Genomic DNA, 24,683 nt, shown 5'->3' with positions numbered 1-24,683 from the left:
GTAAATAATCTGCAAATTAATATACGCGAGTAGTGGGAATTTATACAGTATTATTTGTTGGGCTAATTAGAAATGCCCAATAATGCAGAAGCGTCGGTTTTGCCTTGTAATAGTGTTTCGGTATCACCGTCATACACAATTGCGCCATCAGCGATCACTAAGCTGCGAGGGGCGATTTGTAGCGAGTCTTCAATACTATGGGATACCATTAATAATGTGATGGATTTATTCACGCAAACGTCATTGAGTAGTTGCAGCATTTCACTGCGCAGCGCAGGGTCAAGGGCGGAAAATGGCTCATCCAGCAATAAAATCGGTTGATTGCGAATTAAACAGCGTGCGAGTGCGGCTCGTTGACGCTGCCCACCGGATAACTGCGCTGGTGTTCGATCTAAACAGTCGGTTAAACTGACCTGCCGCGCCATTTGCTCGACTTCAGCCATTTGCGATGCACTCAAACGTAAGCTCGGTTGTAAACCTAGCCCAATATTTTGCCTCACGGTTAGGTGAGCAAACAGGTTATTTTCTTGAAATAACATGGAAACAGGGCGTTTAGCTGGGGGCGTAAATGTATGATTTTCACCATTTAAGGTGATAGTGCCACTGCGAGGAAATTGAAACCCACTAATTAGGCTGAGCAGCGTGCTTTTGCCTGCGCCACTAGGACCCATTACGGCAACTCGTTCCCCCGAAGCTACCGCAATATCAAAATGCATATTTAGGTTATCGTATTGATAATCTAGATTTTGTAATTCAATCATGAGTTTTCCCCGATAGGCGTTCGAGTAGGCTAAACAGGCAGAAACAGAGTAACAACAATAACATCGCGGTAACCGCGCCATCATTGGTTCGATATGCGCCAATCTGTTGATAAAGATAGTAAGGCAAGGTGCGGAACTCTTCATTACCAAACAAGGCGACCACGCCAAAATCCCCAATCGAAATCACGCAAGCGAATGCCAATGCTTGTGCGATAGGTTTGCGTAATGCTCGTAATTCAATGATTTTAAATCGATTAAAACCAGTGATTTCGAGTGATTGGCATAACGGATTATAGCGTTGGGCCAGATCTCGCATTGGGTTATCCAGTACCTTTAGCGCGTAAGGGATAGCGAGTAAGGCGTTAGTCATGATCACCAACGGATAAGGTGTTTCGGGTATTCCAATGGTTTCATTGAAAAAGATAAAAAAGCCTGTCGCCAGCACAATGCCCGGCATCGCCAGAATAATCAGCCCGCTGAGTTCTATGGCTTGCCCCAGTTTCATCGCATTTCGTAAACGCAGTTCACGGCTACTCCATAGCAGCATTAGCGTGAGGATCACGCACAAAATTCCAGCACAGAGTGCAATAAACAGTGAGGTCAATGTGGCTTGCCATAACGCAGATTGCTGTAAAACATCCAGTAATTGACCGTTGAGCCCATCAACAATGACCGCTAATAACGGCGGAATTAATAGCAAAATAGCTGCAGCAATCACCAGCCAGTCACGTAAACGGCGAAACAGGTTATCGGCAGGATCAAACCATGATGTTTGGTGGCTAAATCCAACGGAAATGGCATGGTTAATACGTTGGCAAATAAGCATTAATCCTACGCAACATCCCAACTGAATTAACGCAAGCAGTGTGGCACGCCCTAAATCAAAGTCGTAGCTCAGTGCTTGGTAAATCGCGAGTTCGATAGTGGTCGCCGCAGGGCCACCGCCCAGAGCCAGTACTGTCGCAAAGCTGGCAAAACAGAGCATAAAAATCAGCGCGCCTGTTGGCAACATCTGACGGCGTAAATAAGGCCACTCTAAAAGGGTAAATTGTTGCCACTCATTGAACCCTAATTGAGCGGCGCTTTGACGCTGCTCAATGGCAATATTTTCAAGGGATTGCAGCAACATCCGGGTGGCGAGTGGCATATTGAAAAAGATATGCGCCAATAAAATGCCACGCAGACCATAAGGGGAAAACTGATAATCAACATCAAGCCATAGGCACAGTTTTGCTAGCCATCCGGTTTGTCCATATACCGACAAAATACCGAAAACGGCGACTAAAACGGGTAAAACAAGCGTCATTGCACACAAGCGGAGCAAGAGCATTCTTCCCCAAAATCGCCGGCGATACAGAGCTCTTGCAAGAAAAATAGCGGGAATAATGGAAAAAATAGCGGAAAGCAATGCCTGCCAAAACGTAAAACCGATGACATGCCATAAATAATCGTCGTCGATTATCTCGCGGAGGGAAACTTCAGGTGCGAAAAACCACAGCGCCCCAAAAGCGAGCAGGGCAACGACGATTAAAAGACCGGAGGCTATTGCCCCCGGTAATAAGGTTAAATTGATTAACGACTGACGGCGGTTTGCCATAAACGTGTCCACGTTTGACGTTCTTTAGCCACTTCTTCCGCGCTAAATTGCAGGGATTTAGCAGGCAGTGGTAGCACGTTATACACTTCAGGCAACGGCATATCGATAACCGGATACATCCAGTTAGTGGTTGGTAATGTGCCTTGGAATTCAGGGGTTAACATAAATTGTAAGAACTGTTTTGCCAGCTCAGGTTGAGGGCTGTGTTTCAATCTTGCCGCCACTTCGACTTGCATATAATGCCCTTCATCGAACAGTGCTGCCGCGTAGTTGTCTTTCTTATCATTTAAAATTTGGTAACCCGGCGAGGAGGTGTAGCTCAGGACAAAATCTCCTTCACCTTTTAAGAACAAGCCATAAGACTCACTCCAACCTTTGGTCACGGTCAGTGTTTTGGCTGCCATTTTCTTCCATGCATCAGCCGATTTATCACCGTAGATTTTCTCAATCCACAACATTAACCCTAAACCTGGGGTGCTGGTGCGCGGATCTTGGTAAATGATTTTCCAATTATTTTTGCTATCAAGCAGTTCATCCATGCTTTTTGGCGGTTGCTTGATTTTATTGGTGTCATAGATAAAGGCGAAATAACCATAATCATAAGGAATGAATGTTTTGCTTGTCCATTCGATAGGTAATTTAAGCGCATCCGTTTTGATATCTGCTGGGGCAAATAAGCCGGTTTTTTCTGCGGAATCGAGCAAGTTGTTATCTAACCCTAAGATAATGTCGGCTTTGCTTTTTTCCCCTTCCATACGTAGGCGATTCAGTAGTGCAACACCATCCCCTAGAGAAACCAGTTTTAACTCGCATTCACATTGAGCTTCGAAATTCTTTTTGATTTGAGGACCTGGTCCCCATTCTGCAGCAAAGGAATCATAGGTATATACCGTCAGCGTTGGTTTTTCGGCAGAGGCGAATGCAGCAAAACTTAAGGTGGTTAAGGCAATGAGTGAGGTAAAGAGTTTATTTTTAGTCATTGTAATTCCTGCGTAAATCATAAAAAAAAACACAGGATTTGAGGAGGGACCGATACAATAATTTGTAGGCGGTAGCTCAAATCCCTACGCCGGTATTAGCCGGATCAGGTTCTACGGGTTATTTCTCAGCCCAAATTGGCACCCCGTTGAGACGCAGACTATTGTAATTACTTCAGACATATCTGCAAACTGTATTGATATAGGTTTACCAGTTTGGGTATGTGTGAAACAATTAGGCATCTTTCAAATTTGGTTATTGAGGTAGTCTAGTGATCGATGATGATGGCTACCGCCCGAATGTAGGAATTGTAATTTGTAATCGGCAAGGTCAAGTCTTATGGGCTCGCCGTTATGGTCAGCATTCTTGGCAATTTCCTCAAGGTGGGATTAACCCGGGGGAATCGCCAGAACAAGCGATGTATCGTGAGTTATACGAGGAAGTCGGACTACAGCGTAAAGATGTAAGGTTACTTGCATCTACCCGTAATTGGTTACGCTACAAATTACCTAAGCGTTTGGTGCGTTGGGATACAAAACCTGTTTGTATTGGACAGAAACAACGTTGGTTTTTACTTCAACTCCAATGTAATGACGCCGATATAAACGTGCAGCGCAGTAAATCGCCAGAATTTGACGGCTGGCGGTGGGTCAGTTATTGGTATCCTGTTAGGCAAGTGGTCTCTTTTAAGCGCGAAGTTTATCGCCGCGTGATGAAGGAATTCGCTCCCGTAGTTATGCCTCTGCAGGAACAGAAATTACCACAACGACCTGTTTTTAATAATCGTAGGCGCGGAGTTAAGTAAGCCTATGTTGACGCGTTTACGTGACATTGTCGAAAAGGTCGCGATGGCGACCAGTCTGACTCAAGCTCTTGAAGTTTTGGTCAATGAGACGTGCAAAGCGATGCGCACCGATGTGTGCTCGATTTACTTAGCCGATCATCCTCGCCAATGTTATTACCTAATGGCAACCCGCGGGCTGAAAAAGCCTAGCGGGATTGCTATTCGTTTAGGATTCGACGAAGGGGTTGTTGGCGCAGTCGGTCGGCAATCGGAAATGTTGAACCTCGCCGATATTCGCGAACACCCGCAATTCAAATACCTTCCCCAACTCAAAGAAGAACAGCTCAAAGCCTTTCTTGGCGTGCCTGTCGTTTATCGACGCCAATTACTGGGCGTGCTAGTGGTTCAGCAGCGAGAAAAACGGTTATTCAGCGAAACTGAAGAGTCCTTTATGGTCACGCTATCGATGCAGTTAGCGGTGATTTTATCCCAAGCGCAAACAAAAGGTATTTTCGGGCAATATCGACAAAATCGCCTCAAAGCTATCCCTGTTTCTCAAGGAATTTCGATGGCTTATGGTTGGCAAGATACCTCTCAACCTTCTTTAGACAATGTGTATCAAGCGACCACATTGAATATTGATGAAGAGCGTCAACGCTTGGTGATAGCGCTGGAAAGTGCGGCGGCAGAATTTCGTCGTATTAGTAAGCGGTTTATGGCGAGCTCATCGAAAGAAAGCGCAGCTATTTTCGACCTATATAACCACTTGCTTAATGACCCCCAACTGAAAAAACGGTTATTTACGGCGATTAATCAAGGGGCGGTGGCTGAATGGGCAGTGAAAACCGTCATCGAAGATTACGCTTTGCAGTTCTCACGTTTACGTGACCTCTATTTAAGAGAGCGTGGCTCTGACCTTCGCACCTTAGGGCAGCGCTTATTATTTCATCTCGATGATTCACTGACACCCACTAGCCAATGGCCAGACCGTTTTATTTTGGTGGCTGATGAGCTAAGTGCGAGCGTTCTTGCTGAATTACCGCTTGAGCAATTAGCGGGTGTGATTGTGCGCGATGGTGCAACGCACTCCCACTCTGCAATCTTGATCCGAGCGATGGGGATCCCCGCGATTATGGGGGCGGATATTGAGCCTTCCTTATTACATAATCGCCATCTGATTTTGGATGGCTATCGTGGCGAAGTGTTTATTGAGCCTGAAAATTTTATTGCTCAGGAATACCAGCAAATTATTGAAGAAGAAAATGTACTTAGCCGATTAGCGGAAGGTACGCTTTCTCAAGATGCAGTGCTCAAAAATGGCGAGCATGTGGATATTTGCCTCAACGCCGGATTGAGCCCTCGCTATGAACAGCAAATTCATGATGGGGTGGATGGTGTTGGATTATATCGAACCGAACTGCCATTTATGCTGCACAATGGCTTTCCATCAGAGGATGAACAGAAGCAGTTATATCGGGATGTACTGCAACTTTTTGCAACGAAACCGGTGGTATTAAGAACCTTAGATATCGGTGCGGACAAACAACTGCCTTACATGCCGATCAGCGAGGAAAATCCTTGCTTGGGGTGGCGTGGGATCCGAATCATGCTGGATCAGCCTGAAATCTTTTTGATCCAGTTGCGTTCTATGCTGAGAGCTAACCAAGATACGGGCAATTTACGTATTTTATTGCCTATGATCACTAGTATTAATGAAGTGGATGAGGCGATCGGGCTGATTAATCGCGCCAGAAATGAAGTGAGCCAACAACTCGGAAAATCGATTGATTTACCTCCAATTGGCGTGATGTTGGAAGTGCCTTCACTCTTGTTTTTGCTGCCAGAGTTAAAGCAGCGAGTTGATTTTATTTCGATAGGTACCAACGACTTTACACAATATTTACTCGCCGTCGACCGTAATAACACTCATGTGGCGGCGCTCTATGATAACCTGCACCCTGCGGTGGTGCGTTTTCTATCCATGGTACATATGGAATGTCAGCGTATAGGCCTGCCGATTAGTGTGTGCGGCGAAATGGCGGGGCAGCCATTAAGTGCTATGGTGCTGATTGCATTAGGTTATCGTAGTTTGAGTATGAGTGGGCGCAGTGTTCCTCGCATGAAATATTTAATTCGTCAGCTTGATCCTCAATTGATGGCTGAGTTAGTGCCTGATTTGCTCGGCGCAGAAACCAGCGAAAATGTTCGCCATAAGATTAGCGAGTTTATGGAAAGAAATGGACTTGGTGGTTTTGTGCGTGGCGGGATCTAGTTTGATCTTCTATGTTATTAATATGTAATTATATGCTGGCAATAACCTCGTGTTATTATGCGACATAATTTTTGACTCAATTATTTTAAAGTGGGGAACGATGAGTAACAGTTACTTAGCATTTCCGGAAATTGATCCCGTAATGTTCTCGATTGGCCCAGTCTCTTTGCACTGGTATGGTTTTATGTACCTTGTCGGATTCGTTTTTGCGCTATGGTTAGCGGGACGTCGCGCTTCTAAGCCAAACAGTGGCTGGACAAAAAATGAAGTCGAGAACTTGTTGTACATTGGTTTTGTCGGTGTATTTGTAGGTGGACGACTTGGCTATGTTTTCTTCTATAATTTGCCTGTTTTCTTAGATGACCCTCTGTATCTGTTCAAAGTGTGGGATGGCGGCATGTCCTTCCACGGTGGCTTGATTGGGGTTATCTGTGCCATGATGTGGTTTGCCTATCGCACGAAACGCCGTTTCTTACAAGTTTCTGATTTTGTTGCACCGTTGATTCCTTTTGGTCTTGGAATGGGGCGTATCGGTAACTTTATTAATGGCGAGCTATGGGGACGGGTTACCCTAGATACACCATGGGCATTTTTATTCCCTCATTCAAGAAGTGAAGATATCCAACTTGCGGCACAAGACCCCTCTCTGTTGCCTATTCTTGAGCAATACGGTGTATTGCCAAGACACCCATCCCAGCTGTATGAAATGGTTTTAGAAGGTATCGTTTTATTCTTGATATTGAATTTATTTGTACGTAAACCTCGCCCAATGGGGAGCGTATCGGGCCTGTTCCTTATCGGTTATGGTGCATTCCGTATCATCGTTGAATTCTTCAGACAACCAGATGCACAGTTAGGTTTATTCGGTGGCATCAGTATGGGGCAAATTCTCTCGATTCCGATGATTATTATCGGTGTATTGATGATTGTTTGGGCTTACAAATACGGTAAAAATATCCCTGCCCATAAGCCCGCTAAAAACGTTGAGAGTAAGTAGCGTAGATAGCCAGTAGCGTCGATAGCAAGTGGTGCAGATAGCGAGTCGCGTAGACAGTAAATAACGTAGACTGTAATAACATAGACAGCAAATCGCGCTAATAAGCAGTAAATTAAGTCATTTTCGGTTTGTGTTATTGAGGGATATTCGATAACACAAACCGTCTGTATTTCGGAGTAAGAGAGCCACTATGAAGCCGTATCTTGAGTTATGCCAACGTATTATCGATGAAGGTCAATGGGTTGAAAACAAGCGTACTGGTGTTCGCTGTTTAACCGTGATTAATGCCGACCTCGAATATGATGTGGGCAACAATCAATTCCCTTTAATTACGACGCGTAAAAGCTTTTATAAAGCCGCTATTGCCGAGTTATTAGGGTACTTGCGTGGCTATGATAATGCAGCGCAGTTCCGTGAAATTGGTTGTAATACTTGGAATGCCAATGCTAATGAAAACCAAGCATGGTTAGATAACCCGCATCGTAAAGGTGAAGATGATATGGGGCGCGTTTATGGCGTCCAAGGTCGCTCATGGCAGCGCCCTGATGGCTCTCATCTTGACCAATTAAAGAAAGTGGTTAATAACCTGAAAAACGGTATTGATGACCGCGCGGAAATTGTGACTTTCTATAACCCCGGTGAGTTCGAAATGGGCTGCTTACGTCCTTGCATGCACACTCACACGTTTTCACTTCTTGGCGATACGCTGCATTTGACGTCATACCAACGTAGCTGTGACGTGCCTCTTGGGCTTAATTTCAATCAGGTTCAATGTTTTGTACTGCTGGCGCTAATGGCGCGTATTACGGGCCACAAAGCCGGTAAGGCTTATCATAAAATTGTGAACGCACATATTTATGAAAATCAACTGCCTTTAATGCGTGATGTTCAATTAAAACGTGAACCATACCCATCTCCAAGCTTGACGATTAACCCTGAAATTAAAACCTTGGAAGATCTTGAAACGTGGGTAACAACTGATGATTTCATCTTAGAAGGTTATCAGTGCCACGAAGCAATAAAATATCCATTTACGGTTTAAGCTAGGCTGATTGATGCATCAGGTTGACTGGTGCATCAGTTTGGTTAACGTAAAGGTATAGGCGTGAGCACCGCCTATGCCTTTATTATTTTTGTCATTCTTACTATTTTACTGTCCTCTAATCTTTGACGCCGCTTCATATCGTTATCTCCCTATTATTTTTTCCATTACCTTTGTCGCTCTATTCACTGTTGTTATTTCCCATTTCTCGCTTCATTCCCGCAGACTATTTTTAGCTGTTTATCTTCGTTTTCGAGACAACTTTTTTATCTCTCTATTTCATTTTGCGAAGCTGTTTCCAAAAGCATTTAAGGTAAATGCAAAAGTTACATTTTGCTGGGAAGCGCTACGAAGAATGGTAAATGAGGGCTGTTGGGCTGAGAGGTTTTCACCCAAGCTCCCTGTAGAGAATGATTGTGAGGAATCAAGAAATGCCAGAACAGACAAATTTGATACATGGAAAAATAAAGTGGCTAAAGCGCAACATTGATGAGCCGGGATTCACTTTAATTGAAATACTGGTTGTTCTGTTTCTGTGTTCAATAGTGGCTTTACCGGCGTTTTATCAATGGCAACAGCAAGTGAAGCGGCTACAGCTTATTGATGCTGCGAGGCAAACTGCCGAATTTATCTACAGTAACCTAATGGAAGGCATTTATTTAAATCAGCACCGTATTGTGACGGTAAATTTCACATCAAAAGAGTGGCGTTTAGTTGTTATCGATGCAGAGACTGCACAAGAAATCAGCCAATTTAAAGGCGATAAATTTGAGAGCATTGAGCTTAAATATGCATCTAGAGAATTAATTCATTTTTACGGTAGGCAAGGAACAAGTAGCCCTTTTCGAATTGAGCTCAGTAATGAAAGTGACCAAATATCCGTGATTATTTCATCTTCAGGTCGGGTACGCAGTTGCAGCCAGCAAACGTTGGCAGGTGTTCCTAAATGTTGAATGACATTAAAAAGCATAAAACAGAAAAGGGTTTTTCTTTGCTAGAAACACTGATTGCGATGCTAATTGGCTGTTTGGTCTGCATTGCAGCGATGAATACGATCCCTGTGTTATTTAAGCAACTATTTCAGGCTTTTTTTCAATATCAACTGGATAGGGAGGTCCGGCAGGTGTTGATTAATATGGAAAAAGATTTTCGTCGAATAGGTCATTGCAGCCAGTCACCTTCCAAGCCTCATTGTGAAGGAAAGGCAATAACCATAAGCACTAAGTTCTTAAGTCGTCAGGCCAATTCTTGCATTATTTTTGCCTATGATCAGGATTTATCTGGGCAATGGGTTATAGGACAAGGCCGTTCATTACATTCCGATTTTTTTGGATTTAGACTCAACAACAATAAGCTCGAGTCTAACCGTAATGTGACAAACTGCGATGGTTCCCGCTGGCAGTCGTTGTTTGATCCTAATATGGTAAAAGTGAATCAGCTGACTTTTGAGTGGCAGCCAAGCACGAAAATTTTAGGAATATCTATGACGGTGGAAAGCATGTTATTGCCTAATAAAACGTTTGATTATCATTCCTCTGTACTGCTAAGGAATGTGCCATGAGGGCAAAAAATGCGCAGCAAGGCAACATTGCCTTAATCATGGTAATGGTTTTAATGAGTGTTGGGCTCATACTCTTAAAGGCATTACATTACTACCAAGCTCGAGCTAGCCATGAATTAATCCGCGAAGAAAAATATTACCAATCATTTAATTTAGCAGAATCAGCATTGTCATGGGGGCTCGCTCAACATTGGAAATTGAAAGCTGAAAAGGTGAGTCCTTGGGTGTGTCAGAGAGAAACAAATCATGGGTGGGTTAGCTGTCTTAAGCATTATAAAAATAATCAATTCATTTTATCGGGTAAGGGGGAATTTTCGAAGAATCAATCGCTAACGATATATCGATGGGTTGTACCAATATGGAATGAAGGGCGTATACAAGCCCGTGAAAATGGCTGGATAGATTACTGCCCTGTGGCAATTAAAGGATTTTGCCAATGAAGAATTCACAGCAAGGATTTGCACTGGTAGAGTCGATGATTGCGGTGGTTGTTTTTGCTATCTTGCTGATAGCTCTGCTAAACTACAGCCAATATATCGCTTTGAATTTTAATCAAATATATCAAGGTTCACAGGCAATTCGATCTCTACATGGAACATTAGAAGGAAAACACTCTTTTAATGATAAGGTTCCATGGAAAATGGAGTCACAGTTTCAAGAAGAACAGTATCAAGAAGGCAATCCTCAAAGAGAGCAGATGAAAATCGTGCATTCTGTAAGCCTTGGGGGCTGTGGTGAATCTAAGGTGTCCTTGTTCGTGGGCAAGAAACTGTATTCGATAAGTCGCTGGCAGTGCGCAAAAGGAGAGAGTCATGTTTCAGGTTTATCATTCTAATCAATTAGATCTGCTCAAAGAGCTAATTGCACACTTAATGGAGAATGACCCTCTCACTCATCCTTTTGAGCAAGAAATTGTATTAGTACAAAGCCCAGGTATGTCCCAATGGCTACAGATAGAGCTTGCTAAGCGTTTTGGAATAGCCGCCAATATTAACTATCCATTACCCGCTACGTTTATCTGGGATATGTTCCGTCGAGTGCTTCCCGATATCCCCAAAGAGAGCGCCTATACTAAACAAGCGATGACCTGGAAGTTAATGACAATTTTGCCAAATGTTATTAATGAAACTGAATTTCAGCCTCTACGTCACTATCTACAAGACGATTCAGACAAGCGTAAATTACATCAACTATCAGGGCGTATTGCCGATTTATTTGACCAATATTTGGTCTATAGACCTGAATGGATTGCGCTGTGGCAACGTAATGAATTGATTGACGGGCTCAGTGAAAATCAATTGTGGCAAAAAAGATTATGGTTATGTTTGGTGGAATATACAGAGCAGCTTGGTCAATCGCCTTGGCATCGAGCAAACTTGTATCAGAGTTTTATTGATAAGCTAAAAGCATCACCAGAGTTAGCTAAAAATTTACCGTCACGCTTATTTATTTGCGGTATTTCATCCTTACCACCTGTGTATTTGCAAGCACTCAACGCGATTGCTGAACACTCAGATATCCACTTAATGTTTACCAACCCGTGCCGTTATTACTGGGGAGATATTCAAAGCAGTGCCTTTTTAGCGCGATTACAACAACGGAAATTGCGCCACTATTTGGATAAGCACGAAATTTCCCGCTTTAAAATTGATGAGCATGCAGCCAATTTATTCAACGCGGAAGGTGAGCAGAATTTAGCAAACCCACTGTTAGCATCGTGGGGCAAGCTTGGGCGCGATAATTTATATTTTATTTCCCAAATAGAGGCCGCCAATGAAGTGTCAGCCTTTGTTGATAATGGGCGAAATAACCTTCTCGAAAATTTGCAGCAAGATATTCTCGACCTTGAAAATCACGCTCAGCTAGGCGTGACTTTAGATGAGTATGAAAGTAGCTCGCAGAAGCGCTCACTTCCTCAGTGTGATCAATCCGTGACATTTCATTCATGCCATAGTGCTCAGCGTGAAGTTGAAGTTTTACAGGATCGTTTATTGGCCCTATTTGAAGAAGATCCTACATTAACGCCCCGCGATGTGATTGTCATGGTTGCTGACATCGACAGTTATGCGCCATATATTCAGGCTGTGTTCGGTAACACCAGCTCATCACTCTATATTCCATTCTCCATTTCGGACAGAAAAGCGCTACAAGCACACCCAATCCTACAAGCATTTATTATGTTATTGGATTTACCTCAAAGCCGATTTTCAACGGAGCAAGTACTGACGTTATTAGAGGTTTCAGCGTTTGCTGCTCGTTTCGATATTGATGAGAGTGAACTGAGTTTATTAAGGCGTTGGGTCAATGAATCCGGAATTCGCTGGGGGCTTGATGATGATAACGTCAGAGCACTATCGCTACCGGTTATTGGGCAAAATACATGGCAATTTGGTTTAAGCCGAATGTTGCTTGGCTATGCGATGGATAGCCGTAATGGCCCATGGAATGGTGTGCTGCCATACGATGAATGTAGTGGTCTCGCAGCTCAGCTGGCCGGGAAATTAGCATTACTCGTCGATACACTTAGAGAATGGCGAACACGCTTAGAGCAAGAACGCACGCTCGATGAATGGAAAGATATCTGCCAGCAGTTAATCGATAGCTGCTTTAAAGTCGATAGTGAAACTGAAGTTGTCTTAGCATTACTCACGACACAGTGGCATAAAATTATTGAAAATGCGTTGACCGCCAACTACCAAGAAACTATCCCATTACGCTTAATTCGCGACGAGTTATCGGTTTGTTTTGATGATGAAAAAATTAGCCAGCGTTTCCTCGCTGGTGCAGTGAATTTTTGTACGTTAATGCCAATGCGTTCTGTACCATTTAAAGTGGTTTGTTTACTGGGTATGAACGATGGTGCATACCCACGTAATATACCACCACTCGGTTTCGATTTAATGGCAGAAAAAGTCCAGCGAGGCGATAGAAAGCGTCGTGATGATGACAGATACCTATTCTTAGAAGCATTAAATTCAGCGACAAAACGGCTTTATATTAGCTATATCGGACGTTCTATTCGAGATAACCAAGAGTGCAATCCATCGGTATTAGTCACTGAATTATTGGAGTATATCTGTCAGAGTTTCTGCTTAGATGGCGACCAATCGTTGAATATCGATGAAAGTGCACAGCGGCTAAAACAGCATTTGATTATTGAACATAATCGAGTGCCATTTGCGAAAGAGAATTTTGCCTCTGGCTCTCTTTATCAAAGCTTCGCGCAAGAATGGTTGCCCGCTGCAAAAAGTGCAGAGCAAGCGGCTAAGTCGTTTACGTCAATATTAAAACAACGTGAACCTATTACAGAGTTATCGTTAGAACAAATTTTACGTTTTTACCGTCACCCTATCCGTGGGTTTTTCCAGCAGCGTTTGAAGGTTCATTTCTCGATTGAAGAGACTGAACTTCCAGAAGAAGAGCCTTTCGTATTAGGTGGATTGCAACGCTATAAAATTAATGACCAAGTGTTAGATTTGTTAGTCAAAGATGAAGATCCAAATCCTCTTTATCATGCACTAAGAGCCTCTGGGCAATTACCTGCAAAACAATTTGGTCAGCTATTTTGGGAGAAACAATTAAATGATATTGCTCCATTAGCTGAAAAAGTGAAAGAGTACGGCGATCGACGTGTCGATTATCCGATTGAGTGTGAAATACATGAGATAAAAATTACAGGCTTATTGCGAAATGTTCACGAGTCAGGAATATTGCGTTATCGACCTGCTTATCTTACTGCTAATGATGGCGTGCAATTATGGATAGAACATTTGTTTTTTAATGCTTTTATTCGTGCAGGTGAAAGCATCGCATTAGGGCGAGAAAACAGTGTTTGGCATTTTTCTGCCATATCCTCAGAGCGTGCAAAAGTACACTTGAATACGCTTATTGAAGGGTATTGTGAAGGAATGAATACGCCGCTAATACTGTTAAATCAGAGTGGTTGGAATTGGATTTCGGCGTGTTTTGATAAAAAAACAAAGGAATATGACTTTACGTCAGAAGATGTGCAGCAAAAGGCGTTATCGGCGCTACTGCAAAGCCTACAAGGAAGCCAAATGAAAGTGGGTGAAATGGAAGATGATTATGTATTGAGAGCTTGCAGAAGCATAAATAGTTCGTTGATTGAATCGCTGCTGAGTAATACTCGGCGCTTCTTACTGCCGATGGCAGAGTACTTAAAATAAGGGAGAGCATCTAAGAATGTTACGATTATCGAAACATATCGCTCATTTATTCTTGTTATCACTACTATTTATAGGTAGTGCTATTGCTGCGCAGCCGCTTTGGCAAGTTATGCCAGAAACTATTAATAAAAGCGTCAGTGATCCGCGAGAATATAAAGCAATCAAACTCAACAACGATATGACGGTTTTACTGGTTTCAGACCCTAAAGCGACTAAATCGTTAGCGGCAGTTTCATTACCCGTCGGGAGTATTGAAAACCCGAACAGTCAGTTAGGGCTCGCTCACTACTTAGAACACATGGTGTTAATGGGCTCTAAAAAATACCCTGAGCCAAGTAGCTTCTCTGAGTTTTTACAAAAACACGGCGGAAGCCATAATGCTAGCACTGCACCACATCGTACCGCCTACTATTTTGAAGTTGAAAATGGAGCTCTTGAGGCTGCTACGGATAGACTAGCGGATGCACTCGCTGAGCCGTTACTTGACCCCGTGAATGCAGATAAAGAACGTAATGCTGTCAATGCTGAACTCACCATGGCTCGTGCGCGTGATGGTATGCGTATTTGGCAAATTCGTTCCGAAACGCTAAATCCTGCCCATCCAAACTCTCGCTTTGCAGGTGGAAATCTGGAAACGTTGAAGGACAAGCCCAATAGCAAGCTCCAAGATGAGTTAGTGAGTTTCTACAAACGTTATTACTCAGCAAACTTGATGAATGGCGTGTTGTATGGCGACCAATCTATTGAACAATTAGCGAAAATTGCCAATGAAACCTTTGGCCGTATTCCTAATTTTAATGCTTCAGTACCAGAGGTTACGATCCCCGCAGTGACGGATAAAGAAAAGGGGATTGTGATCCACTATGTTCCCTCTCAGCCACAAAAAGCATTGCAAATCGAATTTAGTATCAAAAACAATATGGCCGATTTTCGTAGCAAGAGTGATGAATACATCGGCTACTTAATTGGAAATCGTAGTCCGGGAACGTTATCTGATTGGCTTATTTCCCAAGGATTAGCAGAAGGTATCAGCGCATCTGCCTCGCCAAATGCAGATCGTAATTATGGTTCATTCTCTATCTATGTCACATTAACGGATAAAGGGTTAGCGGAACGAGATCAAGTTATCGCGGCTATTTTTGCTTATATTGATTTGATTAAAAACCAAGGGGTTAACCAAGATTATTTTGATGAAATAGCGAAAGTGCTTAATTTATCATTTCGTTATGGCTCCATTGTCAGAGACATGAACTATATCGAATGGCTTTCTGACCAAATGATCACTATGCCTGTTAATCACGTTCTAGATTCTGATTATGTTGCAGACAAATATAATCCTACGGCGATAAAACAGAGACTTTCTGAACTGACAGCACAAAATGCACGTATTTGGTTTATTAGCCCGAATGAACCGAGTAATAAAAAAGCTTACTTTGTCGATGCGCCTTACCAAGTCGATAAAATCAGTGAAAAACAGTTCACTGAATGGGCTGATTTAGAGTCAAAAATGACCTTTAAATTGCCAAAATTAAACCCTTATATTCCCGATAACTTATCCCTGATTAAAACGGATAAAGCGTATAAACATCCTGAAATGGTTTATCAGGAAGGGAATATACGTGTGCTGTATATGCCAAGTCAGTATTTTGCTGATGAGCCGAAGGCAAGTATTACGTTAGACCTGCGTTATAACGATCAAGACAAAACAGCAAAATCTCAAGTGGTAGGTTCTTTACTGCAATATATTTCATCGTTAAAAATGGATGAATTACAGTATCAAGCTTCTGTAGCTGGGATGTCAGTCTCTGTCTCTCAAGGGATTGGATTACAGTTAAATGCGAGCGGCTATACTCAGCATTTATCGGAGCTGTTTTTATCCATGACCAAGGTGTATTTAAGTTTTGAGCCAACAGAAAGAGAGTTGATTCAGGCAAAATCTTGGTACAAAGAACAAATCGAAGTGGCAAACAATGCGAAAGCATACGAGCTAGCCATGCAGCCATTGCAGCGCCTTAACAGTGTTCCGTATTTTGAACAGGAGCAACGGTTAGCCGCTTTAGACACGATCACTTTGAAAGATATTACGGACTACCGTAGTTCCGTCGTTGAAGGTGCCGCCTTACAAGCATTAGTTGTGGGTAACATTACTCAGCAGCAAAGTATTCAAACTATCCAAGATGTCAGTAAGCTGTTAAAGAGCAAAGGTAAAAATTGGTGGAGTGGTGACATCGTTGTGGTGAATAAAACCTATCTAGCCGATTTCCATAAGCAAGGTAATAGCAGCGATAACGCATTGGCCGAGTTATTTATTCCTGATGGTTATGACCGTATCGATGGTGCGGTTCTGTCTGGTATTTTATCTAAAATTGTTCAGCCGTGGTTTTACGACCAATTACGAACCAATGAGCAACTAGGTTATGCCGTATTTGCTTTCAAGGTGGGGCTTGGTGATCAGTGGGGTATTGGCTTCTTGCTGCAAAGTAATGCCAAAACACCAGATTATCTCAATACTCGCTATCAAGATTTCTATAAAGTCACTTTGGATAAGCTGAAAAAATTACCTTCTGCTGAATTTGAACAATATAAACAATCGATTATTACGGAAATGAAACAGCCGCCACAAACATTCTATGAAGAGGTTGGGCGCTATGGTTCCGATTTTTCTCGTAATATTTTCAGTTTTGACTCTCGAGATAAAGTCTTATCGAGATTAGAGACAGCCACTCAAGCTGAAGTGATTGCATATTATGAAAATGCGGTTTTAAAACACCAAGGTTTGGCGATGGCATCTCAAGTGATTGGTCAGGGTGCTGATGAGAAATCAGGGTATGCAAAACTGAAAAACTGGGTATTGTACCCACAAGCTTCAGATCTTCAGAAAATGTTGCCTATCAAGGAAAATGCTGAGTGAATAAGGTGCAGATGAGTTCCCAATTGTTAGATGCCTATAAACTCCCGTTACGTGGACAGCGGTTAATTGAGGCATCGGCTGGTACAGGTAAAACCTATACGATAGGGATCCTCTATCTGCGCCTATTATTAGGTTTAGGGAATGAAAATGCATTCCCTCGACCTTTAAGTGTTGAAGAGATTCTGGTTGTGACCTTTACTGAGGCGGCGACCAATGAATTACGCGGGCGTATTCGTGAGCGCATCCATAAGATGCGTTTGGCGTGTTTACGTAATGGATTGGGATTCGAATCGGAACCAGAATATCTCACACTATTAACGGAGTTACCAAGTGAAGAGCAACGCGCTTTTGCGGCGAATTGGCTATTAGCCGCTGAGCGCCAAATGGATGAAGCCGCTATTTACACCATTCATGGTTTTTGCCAACGAATGTTAGCGCACAATGCGTTTGAATCAGGCATTTTGTTTGAACAAACCATGATCCAAGATGAGTTTCCTATCCAGAAACAAGCTTGTGCGGACTTTTGGCGTCGTCATTTTTATCCTCTGGATTATTCGATGACCAAAGTGGTTCATGCTGAGTGGAATGGACCTGAAGCACTCTTGAACGAAATTAAGCCGTTCTTGCAAGGGGATATTCCCTTTATTATCAATCAGCCGGAATTACCTGAAACTCTTGAAGAACGTCATCAACGTTTGATTGGTTTAATTCAGAATTTAAAAGATTTATGGACAAAAAATTCTGCTGATTTTGAAAAGCTAATTTCTGATTCTGATGTAGACAAACGCAGCTACAGCACACGTTATTTACCTACATGGTTAGAAAAAATAACCGAATGGGCAGAGCAAAGCACTGATGATTATCAACTGCCAAAAGATATCTTAGAGCGTTTTTCGCAATCTCGATTAGATGAAAAATCTAAAAGCGGCTCAGGGCCTTCTCATGCAGTCTTTAGATTAGTTGATGAGTTACTTGCCCAAGCGCTGACGATTAAAGATTTGATTATTCCTCAAGCGATTAGTGAAGTACGCCAGACTATTGTTCATGAGAAGCAAACACGCGGTGAGTTAGGTTTTGATGATCTACTGACTCGCTTAGATAAAGCGTTGCATCAAGATGGTGGGGCATTACTTGCCGAAGCAATTGCTAGGCGTTTCCCAGTTGCGATGATTGATGAGTTTCAAGATACTGACCCACAGCAATATCGTATTTTTCAGTGTATTTATCGGGAAACTGATGATACTGCATTGCTGTTTATCGGAGACCCGAAACAAGCCATTTATGCATTCCGTGGTGCGGATATCTTCACGTATATTGCGGCGAAAAAGCAAGTTAGTGCTCACTATACGTTGGAAACAAACTATCGCTCATCCCAGAGTATGGTTGAAGCTGTAAACCAGGTTTTCCATCACGCTGAAAATCCATTTATTTTTGAACAAATTCCATTTCAAAGCGTTAATTTTGCGGCTCATAATAGCCACAAAAAACTGATCCATGATGGGAAAGAAGTGAAAGCGCTTACTTTCTGGCAGCAGCACGCTGAAGCGGTCTCTGTTTCGGAATATGAACAAGCCATGGCACAGCAATGTGCGGCGCAAATAGGGCAATATCTTGCTGGTGGTCTGCAAGGTTCAACCTACTTTGAAAATAAGCAGCAGCAAACGCCTGTAGAGGCCTCAGATATCACCGTATTAGTTCGGAGCCGCCGTGAGGCGATATTGGTCCGTGATGCGCTAAATCAACTTAATATCCCATCGGTGTTTCAATCAAATCGAGAAAGCGTGTTTGCGACCCAAGAAGCCAAAGAAATTCTCTGGCTATTATTGGCCGTATTAACACCAGAAAAAGAACGGGTATTGCGCAGTGCCTTAGCGACGGGATTATTGGGCTTAACGGCAGAAGATATTGATAGCCTAAATTACGATGAAAAAGCCTGGGAAAATGTCGTTGATGAGTTTGCTCACTATGCTGTAATTTGGCGTAAACGCGGTGTTCTACCCATGTTACGTGGGATTATGTCTCAAAGGCATATTGCTGAAACCTTGCTATTGGGTTCTGAAGGTGAACGTCGTTTGATGGATCTCATGCATATTGGGGAATTACTGCAAGAGATGTCTCTCCAGCTTGAAGGTGAGCACACACTAACCCGTTGGTTAGCGCAGCAGATTGCCCACCCTGACCATCAATCAGATGCACAACAAATGCGTCTTGAAAGTGATAGGCATTTAGTACAAATCAGCACCATTCATAAATCCAAGGGGTTGGAATATAAAATTGTTTGGTTACCGTTTGCCAGTAACTTCCTAGCTCAATCAAAAGGTCTGTTTCACGACCGTGATGATTACATAGCGAAACTCGATCTTGATGATACCGAAGTGTATGTCGAATTAGCGGATGAAGAGCGTTTAGCTGAGGATTTACGCTTATTGTATGTGGCACTCACTCGCGCTATTTATCACTGTAGTGTCGGAGTCGCTCCGCTTATCAAAGGTAACCGTAAAAAATCAGGTAATACGGATTTGCACCTATCCGCGCTGGGATATTTGCTGCAAAAAGGGCAAGAAGGTGACAGTGTATTACTCAGCAGCATGCTCGATGCACTCAGTAATGATGTGATTGATGTGCAACCGATAAACTCCCCTGAAATGGTAAGGCTGAATTTAACTAAAGAGACCAGCGATGAGTTATCAGCGAGGGTGGTTTCTCGACACTTTGATGATAGCTGGCGTGTAACAAGCTATTCGGGTTTGAGTTATAGCGCATCCCATGGAGAAGAAGATCAAACCTTATCGGCCGAGCAATTTGCTAACTCATTAGCCCCTAAGATGGATATTGAAGTCAGTCATGATGTCGAGACACAAGAAATACAAGAAAATCAGCTGACCCCTCACCAATTCCCTAAAGGCGCTACACCCGGTACATTTTTACATAGCTTAATGGAAGAAATTGATTTTTCAGGTGGCATTTCTTCCGAATGGCTAGAAGAAAAACTGCAAGTAGCAGGCTTTGATACTCAATGGGTTCCTATGTTACAAGGCTGGTTGGATGCCATTTTGAATGTACCGTTAGCCGATGATGGGCTCTGTTTGTCGGCTATTCCAGCTCAAGATAGACTGGATGAAATGCAGTTCTATTTACCGATTGATAGCTTGCTCAATGCAAAAGATGTTGATCGCGTTACTCACAAGTATGATCCTCTATCAAAATATTGTCCTCCGCTTAATTTTGAGCAGGTACAAGGTATTTTAAAAGGCTTTATAGACTTAACCTTCTGTTGGAAAGGGCGGTTTTATTTATTGGATTATAAGTCCAACTATTTAGGCGAAGATGCCTCTTATTACACTCAAGAGGCGATAGCTGAAGCAATGATTGACCATCGATATGATCTGCAATATCAGCTCTATTCGCTGGCATTACACCGTTTTTTACAACAGAGGATGCCAAATTACGATTATGAAACTCATTTTGGTGGCGTTTATTATCTCTTTTTACGGGGTACGGAACGTATAGATTCTCAAAATGGTGTCTTTTTCTATCGACCAACAATTGAATTTATCAGTGAGTTTGATGCGCTATTTCATGATGCTCAATCTAAGGAGCCACAATGATGAAAGCGTTTTTTAATCAAGCTATTGAAGCGCGTATATTCACACCTCTTGATGTGCAATTCGCTTATAACGTTGCAAATGAAGATAACCCGATTTTATTGTTAGTGGCTGCGCTGCTTAGCGCAGAAACCATGTCTGGGCATGTCTGTTTAGCACTGGATGATATTCGTCCTGACGTGTTATTTATGGGAAGACACCCTGAATTTACAGCGCAATTGTGGCACATGATTGGGGAGCCAAATCAAGCCTCTATCAGAGCGGCGTTATTATCGAGCGAATCTGTGTGTGAAGTCGGAGGAGAGTCTGTTGCCCCATTGCTGCTATCAGGTGATTTTCTTTATTTCCAGCGTATGTGGCAATACGAGCAGTGCGTAGCTCACTTCTTTTCAGAGACTGAATTATCTGATGTTGATAATGCTAAAATTCAGCTGATTTTAACGACGTTATTCCCTGAGTCAACGCAGATAGATTGGCAGAAAATTGCCGCCGCTGTTGCGTTAACGAGTCGAGTTTCAGTCATTTCCGGGGGACCAGGAACAGGTAAAACAACAACGGTAGCGAAAATTTTAGCAGCGCTGATTAAGTTAGGTCATCAGCAGCAACATCGCTTACGTATTGAATTAGCTGCCCCAACAGGTAAAGCCGCTGCGCGTTTAACGGAGTCATTAGGGTATGCGATGAAACAGCTACCATTAAATGACGATGAGCGTGAATTACTTCCCACTCAAGCCAAAACGTTACATCGACTATTGGGTGCTCAACCTGAAAGCCAGCAGTTTCGTTATCATCGTGATAATCCGCTTGCGCTCGATATCTTGATTGTCGATGAAGCTTCAATGGTAGATTTGCCCATGATGGGTAAGCTCATTGAAGCACTGCCTGACTCTGCCAAACTGATATTTTTAGGCGATAAAGATCAGCTCGCTTCTGTTGAAGCGGGGGCTGTTTTAGGGGATATCTGCCGTTTTGCGAATAAAGGCTATAGCCCTGAACGAGCCGCTCAGTTGGAGCGATTGGCTGGATGCTCATTAAGTGAATTCACCTCAAATAAAGGGCCTGCTATCCGTGATAGCTTATGTCTATTAAGACACAGCTACCGTTTCTCTGCCGATTCAGGAATTGGTCAGCTAGCTTTTGCCGTCAATACCGGAAATGTGAAGCGGGTGGATGATATTCTTGCGCAGAATTTCACGGATATTCATAACTATATCCCTAGTGCCATGCCAGATAACGAAAAAGACGCCGAAGCCGAAATGAGCGAAAGTTACGCCAATATGTTATTAGATGCGGTCGGGTTTTATCAGCACTATTTATTAGCCGTTAAAGCGAGGGAAAAACCTGCCGATGTCCTACATAAATTTAATCAATACCGTCTACTTACCGCATTGAGGGAAGGGGCTTACGGGGTTTCAGGTCTAAATGACAAACTTGAAAAATTACTTCATCGCCAAGGGTTAATTACAAAACCATATAATTTGAAGCATAAGCACTATGTTGGAAGACCGATTATGATCAGCCGCAATGATAGTGCACTAGGTCTCTTTAATGGCGATATTGGTATTATCTTGTTAGATGAAGAGCGGCAGATGAGAGCCTACTTCCAGTTTCCTGATGGCACCATTCGCGGGATCCAACCAAATCGACTGCCAGCACATGAAACGGCTTACGTGATGACTGTTCATAAATCTCAAGGTTCGGAGTTTGCTCATACCGCCTTGGTTTTACCTTATGTATATTCGCCGGTGATTACCCGAGAGCTCGTCTATACCGCGATGACACGAGCTAAGAACGAACTTTCATTGTATGGCAGTAAAAAGGTGTTACGTCGTGCGATAGAAACCCCCACTAAACGCCGTAGTGGCTTAGCGCTACAGTTTGAGCAGTTAAATTAATTCCCAGACATTTAAGGTACCAATATGGAAAATCAGCAACAAATGACCGCCGTGACAGTAACATTGAATGCCAAAATTGATCCTGCTCGCCGTGCAGATTTGGAAGATGCATTTGATCAAGCTATGGAAAAATTAGGCAAAGAAGGGCAAATCCAAGTCAGTGGTGGTGGTACCCAATTAGGTGAAAATGGCGAAGTTGCTGAGTGCGATATTGAATTGGCACTAAGTGATGCAAGTGATGAGAATATCAGCCTGATTATTCAAATGTTTTCGGCGATGTTAGCCCCTAAAGGCTCTCGCTTAACTATTCATGGTGAAGACGTTCAAATCGACTTTGGAGCGGATGAAGGGCTGGCGATTTATTTCAATGGCACAGATTTAGCGGATGAAGTCTATGAAAATAATGATATTAACGATCTTTTTGATCAGCTTGATGAAGCGGTCGAAGATATCGGCGGGATCCACGGTGTTTGGGATGGTCCAACAGAAACTGCATTCTATTTTTACGGTACCTCTTTTGCTGAAATGGAAGCGATTTTACGTCCATTGTTAGAGCAAAATCCATTGTGCGAAAAATGCCGAGTGGTGCAAATCGCTTAACTTAATATTAGGTCGCATTAAAGAAAAACCCAGAGTATTACTTGAATATCTGGGTTTATAAACGCGAGTTAGAGAGTATGGCGAACTACTTTGTTTGCCAACTTTCTGAAGTACTTCAAGCGGCTTGGCTTTTAATATCCAGCATTAAGATTTTTGATTTACGCTGATAGTTATAAAGAGCCTGCTTTTTGACTGGAAGCATCTCAATTTCTGCCGGAATAAAACCACGTTCTTGGAACCAATGAATACTCCTTGTGGTTAAGACAAACAGCTTGTCCAGCTCTAGTTGCTTAGCTTGTGTCATAACCCGCTGTAGCAGTTCTTCACCCCGAGAGGAGCTACGATAATCAGGGTGTACTGCCACGCAAGCCATCTCCCCGAGTTTTTCTTCGGGATATGGGTAAAGTGCTGCGCAGGCGATAACCAAATTATCGCGTTCAATGATTGTGAACTTATCGATTTCCATTTCGAGTTGTTCCCGTGAGCGTCTAACCAGAATACCTTGCTGCTCAAGGGGTCTGATTAGCTCTAAAATCCCACCAATATCATTGATATTTGCACGGCGAGTTTTTTCTGAGCTTTCCATGACTATCTGCGTACCGATACCATCACGGGAGAAGAGTTCCTGGATCAGCGAGCCATTTTCTTGATAGCTAAGTAGGTGGCTACGGCGTACACCTCGGCGACAAGCGGAAGCTGCACCTCGCAAGAAGCGAACTGTTCCAGAGTAATAATCTCCTTCAGACTCCAATTCTTGGATCCGTGTTTCCGCCTCATTTGGGAATAGCTCAGACAGAATATTACCGTCCTTATCAGCCACCCCTTGAGATGAGCAGAAACCAATCAGTTTTTCGGCTTTGATTTTAACAGCAAGCTGAGTTGCAATCTCTTCCGAGGTGAGGTTAAAGCTTTCACCTGTTACGGAAACCGCCACGGGACCAATTAACACGATAGATCCATTATCGAGTTGAGCATTGATGGCATCTTCGTTGATGCGACGAATACGACCGCTATGGCAATAATCAATTCCATCATCAACACCTAAAGGCTGTGCGATCACAAAATTACCGCTAACGACGTTAATGTGCGCCCCTTGTAATGGTGTATTACCTAAACTCATCGATAAACGAGCCGTAATATCAAGCTGCAATGCTCCAGAAGCTTGCTTAACATATTCAAGGGTATTCGCATCAGTGACACGGGTATGTTTATGATAAATGGCGTCATAATTATGCTCAGCAAGGATTTCTTCGATTTGAGGTCGAGCGCCATAAACAACGACAATACGAATGCCAAGGCTATGAAGTAGCCCTATATCATTGACAATGCTAGGAAAATTTTCATGCGCAATTGCTTCACCGCCAAGCATGATGATAAATGTCTTGCCACGGTGGGCATTTATATAAGGTACCGAATGGCGAAATTCATCAACCAACTCGGTGCTGCGCTCTTTCATAATCACCTTCTTAACTGAATTTTTATTCGCAATAACT

General features: G+C 42.9%; 17 protein-coding genes and 1 riboswitch. Of the genes, 13 read left to right on the top strand and 4 right to left on the bottom strand.

Features of this window, described 5'->3' with window-relative positions; genetic code table 11:
• Nucleotides 1–62 precede the first annotated feature (62 nt).
• The 3 genes from thiQ to thiB are packed head-to-tail and all read right to left on the bottom strand — an operon-like array spanning nucleotide 63 to nucleotide 3,338.
• Nucleotides 63–761 (bottom strand): thiamine ABC transporter ATP-binding protein ThiQ, encoded by a 699-nt coding sequence (thiQ, locus tag ACY3ZI_RS16795; protein ID WP_211887455.1) that lies wholly within the window; start codon nucleotides 759–761, stop codon nucleotides 63–65.
• Nucleotides 754–2,358: a thiamine/thiamine pyrophosphate ABC transporter permease ThiP gene (gene thiP / locus ACY3ZI_RS16790; RefSeq protein WP_487375555.1), complete on the bottom strand. Its 1,605-nt coding sequence runs from the start codon at nucleotides 2,356–2,358 to the stop codon at nucleotides 754–756. The genes thiQ and thiP overlap by 8 nt, the downstream gene beginning before the upstream one ends.
• Entirely contained in the window at nucleotides 2,334–3,338 is a 1,005-nt protein-coding gene (gene thiB, locus ACY3ZI_RS16785; RefSeq protein WP_211887459.1) for a thiamine ABC transporter substrate binding subunit, read from the bottom strand. The genes thiP and thiB overlap by 25 nt, the downstream gene beginning before the upstream one ends.
• A 63-nt stretch (nucleotides 3,339–3,401) precedes the next feature.
• Nucleotides 3,402–3,494: riboswitch (TPP riboswitch) on the bottom strand.
• Nucleotides 3,495–3,607: 113 nt separating this feature from the next.
• On the opposite strand from thiB, the gene rppH reads away from it, so the two are divergent.
• The 13 genes from rppH to ACY3ZI_RS16720 all read left to right on the top strand — a co-directional run bounded on the left by rppH (nucleotide 3,608) and on the right by ACY3ZI_RS16720 (nucleotide 23,190).
• Nucleotides 3,608–4,141 carry an RNA pyrophosphohydrolase gene (rppH, locus tag ACY3ZI_RS16780; protein WP_006659219.1) on the top strand — a complete coding sequence of 178 codons (534 nt, stop codon included), beginning with the start codon at nucleotides 3,608–3,610 and terminating at the stop codon, nucleotides 4,139–4,141.
• A gap of 4 nt (nucleotides 4,142–4,145) precedes the next feature.
• A complete protein-coding gene (gene ptsP, locus ACY3ZI_RS16775; protein WP_211887461.1) occupies nucleotides 4,146–6,392 on the top strand; it encodes a phosphoenolpyruvate--protein phosphotransferase in 2,247 nt (748 codons plus the stop codon).
• Nucleotides 6,393–6,492: 100 nt separating this feature from the next.
• Nucleotides 6,493–7,389, top strand: a complete 897-nt coding sequence (lgt, locus tag ACY3ZI_RS16770; RefSeq protein ID WP_036956312.1) for a prolipoprotein diacylglyceryl transferase — start codon at nucleotides 6,493–6,495, stop codon at nucleotides 7,387–7,389.
• Between the two features lie 190 nt (nucleotides 7,390–7,579).
• On the top strand, nucleotides 7,580–8,431 hold the full coding sequence (locus tag ACY3ZI_RS16765) for a thymidylate synthase (protein ID WP_036956314.1): 852 nt from the start codon (nucleotides 7,580–7,582) through the stop codon (nucleotides 8,429–8,431).
• A 431-nt stretch (nucleotides 8,432–8,862) separates the two neighbouring features.
• Nucleotides 8,863–9,384 (top strand): prepilin-type N-terminal cleavage/methylation domain-containing protein, encoded by a 522-nt coding sequence (locus tag ACY3ZI_RS16760; RefSeq protein WP_211887463.1) that lies wholly within the window; start codon nucleotides 8,863–8,865, stop codon nucleotides 9,382–9,384.
• Nucleotides 9,378–9,992 (top strand): prepilin peptidase-dependent protein, encoded by a 615-nt coding sequence (locus ACY3ZI_RS16755; protein WP_487375554.1) that lies wholly within the window; start codon nucleotides 9,378–9,380, stop codon nucleotides 9,990–9,992. Before ACY3ZI_RS16760 ends, ACY3ZI_RS16755 begins: the two co-directional genes overlap by 7 nt.
• Complete coding sequence (locus tag ACY3ZI_RS16750; RefSeq protein ID WP_487375553.1) at nucleotides 9,989–10,432, top strand: DUF2509 family protein; 444 nt, start codon at nucleotides 9,989–9,991, stop codon at nucleotides 10,430–10,432. Before ACY3ZI_RS16755 ends, ACY3ZI_RS16750 begins: the two co-directional genes overlap by 4 nt.
• Nucleotides 10,429–10,827 carry a type IV pilus modification PilV family protein gene (locus tag ACY3ZI_RS16745; protein WP_211887468.1) on the top strand — a complete coding sequence of 133 codons (399 nt, stop codon included), beginning with the start codon at nucleotides 10,429–10,431 and terminating at the stop codon, nucleotides 10,825–10,827. Before ACY3ZI_RS16750 ends, ACY3ZI_RS16745 begins: the two co-directional genes overlap by 4 nt.
• Nucleotides 10,805–14,179, top strand: a complete 3,375-nt coding sequence (gene recC, locus ACY3ZI_RS16740; RefSeq protein ID WP_487375552.1) for an exodeoxyribonuclease V subunit gamma — start codon at nucleotides 10,805–10,807, stop codon at nucleotides 14,177–14,179. Before ACY3ZI_RS16745 ends, recC begins: the two co-directional genes overlap by 23 nt.
• A gap of 16 nt (nucleotides 14,180–14,195) precedes the next feature.
• The gene (gene ptrA / locus ACY3ZI_RS16735; RefSeq protein WP_211887471.1) at nucleotides 14,196–17,090 is read left to right on the top strand and encodes a pitrilysin; all 2,895 of its coding nucleotides are present in this window, start codon (nucleotides 14,196–14,198) and stop codon (nucleotides 17,088–17,090) included.
• The gene (gene recB, locus ACY3ZI_RS16730) at nucleotides 17,087–20,698 is read left to right on the top strand and encodes an exodeoxyribonuclease V subunit beta (protein WP_487375551.1); all 3,612 of its coding nucleotides are present in this window, start codon (nucleotides 17,087–17,089) and stop codon (nucleotides 20,696–20,698) included. Before ptrA ends, recB begins: the two co-directional genes overlap by 4 nt.
• Nucleotides 20,698–22,590: an exodeoxyribonuclease V subunit alpha gene (gene recD, locus ACY3ZI_RS16725; protein WP_211887546.1), complete on the top strand. Its 1,893-nt coding sequence runs from the start codon at nucleotides 20,698–20,700 to the stop codon at nucleotides 22,588–22,590. The genes recB and recD overlap by 1 nt, the downstream gene beginning before the upstream one ends.
• Nucleotides 22,591–22,614: 24 nt before the next feature.
• A complete protein-coding gene (locus ACY3ZI_RS16720; protein WP_036956323.1) occupies nucleotides 22,615–23,190 on the top strand; it encodes a hypothetical protein in 576 nt (191 codons plus the stop codon).
• A gap of 115 nt (nucleotides 23,191–23,305) precedes the next feature.
• Here ACY3ZI_RS16720 and argA read toward each other — a convergent pair whose 3' ends face one another.
• On the bottom strand, nucleotides 23,306–24,646 hold the full coding sequence (argA, locus tag ACY3ZI_RS16715) for an amino-acid N-acetyltransferase (RefSeq protein ID WP_154637118.1): 1,341 nt from the start codon (nucleotides 24,644–24,646) through the stop codon (nucleotides 23,306–23,308).
• Nucleotides 24,647–24,683 lie beyond the last annotated feature (37 nt).

Source organism: Providencia sp. LY12, assembly GCF_057621555.1.
Note: the sequence above shows the minus strand (reverse complement) of the source record. Positions and strands in the feature narration are given on the sequence as shown.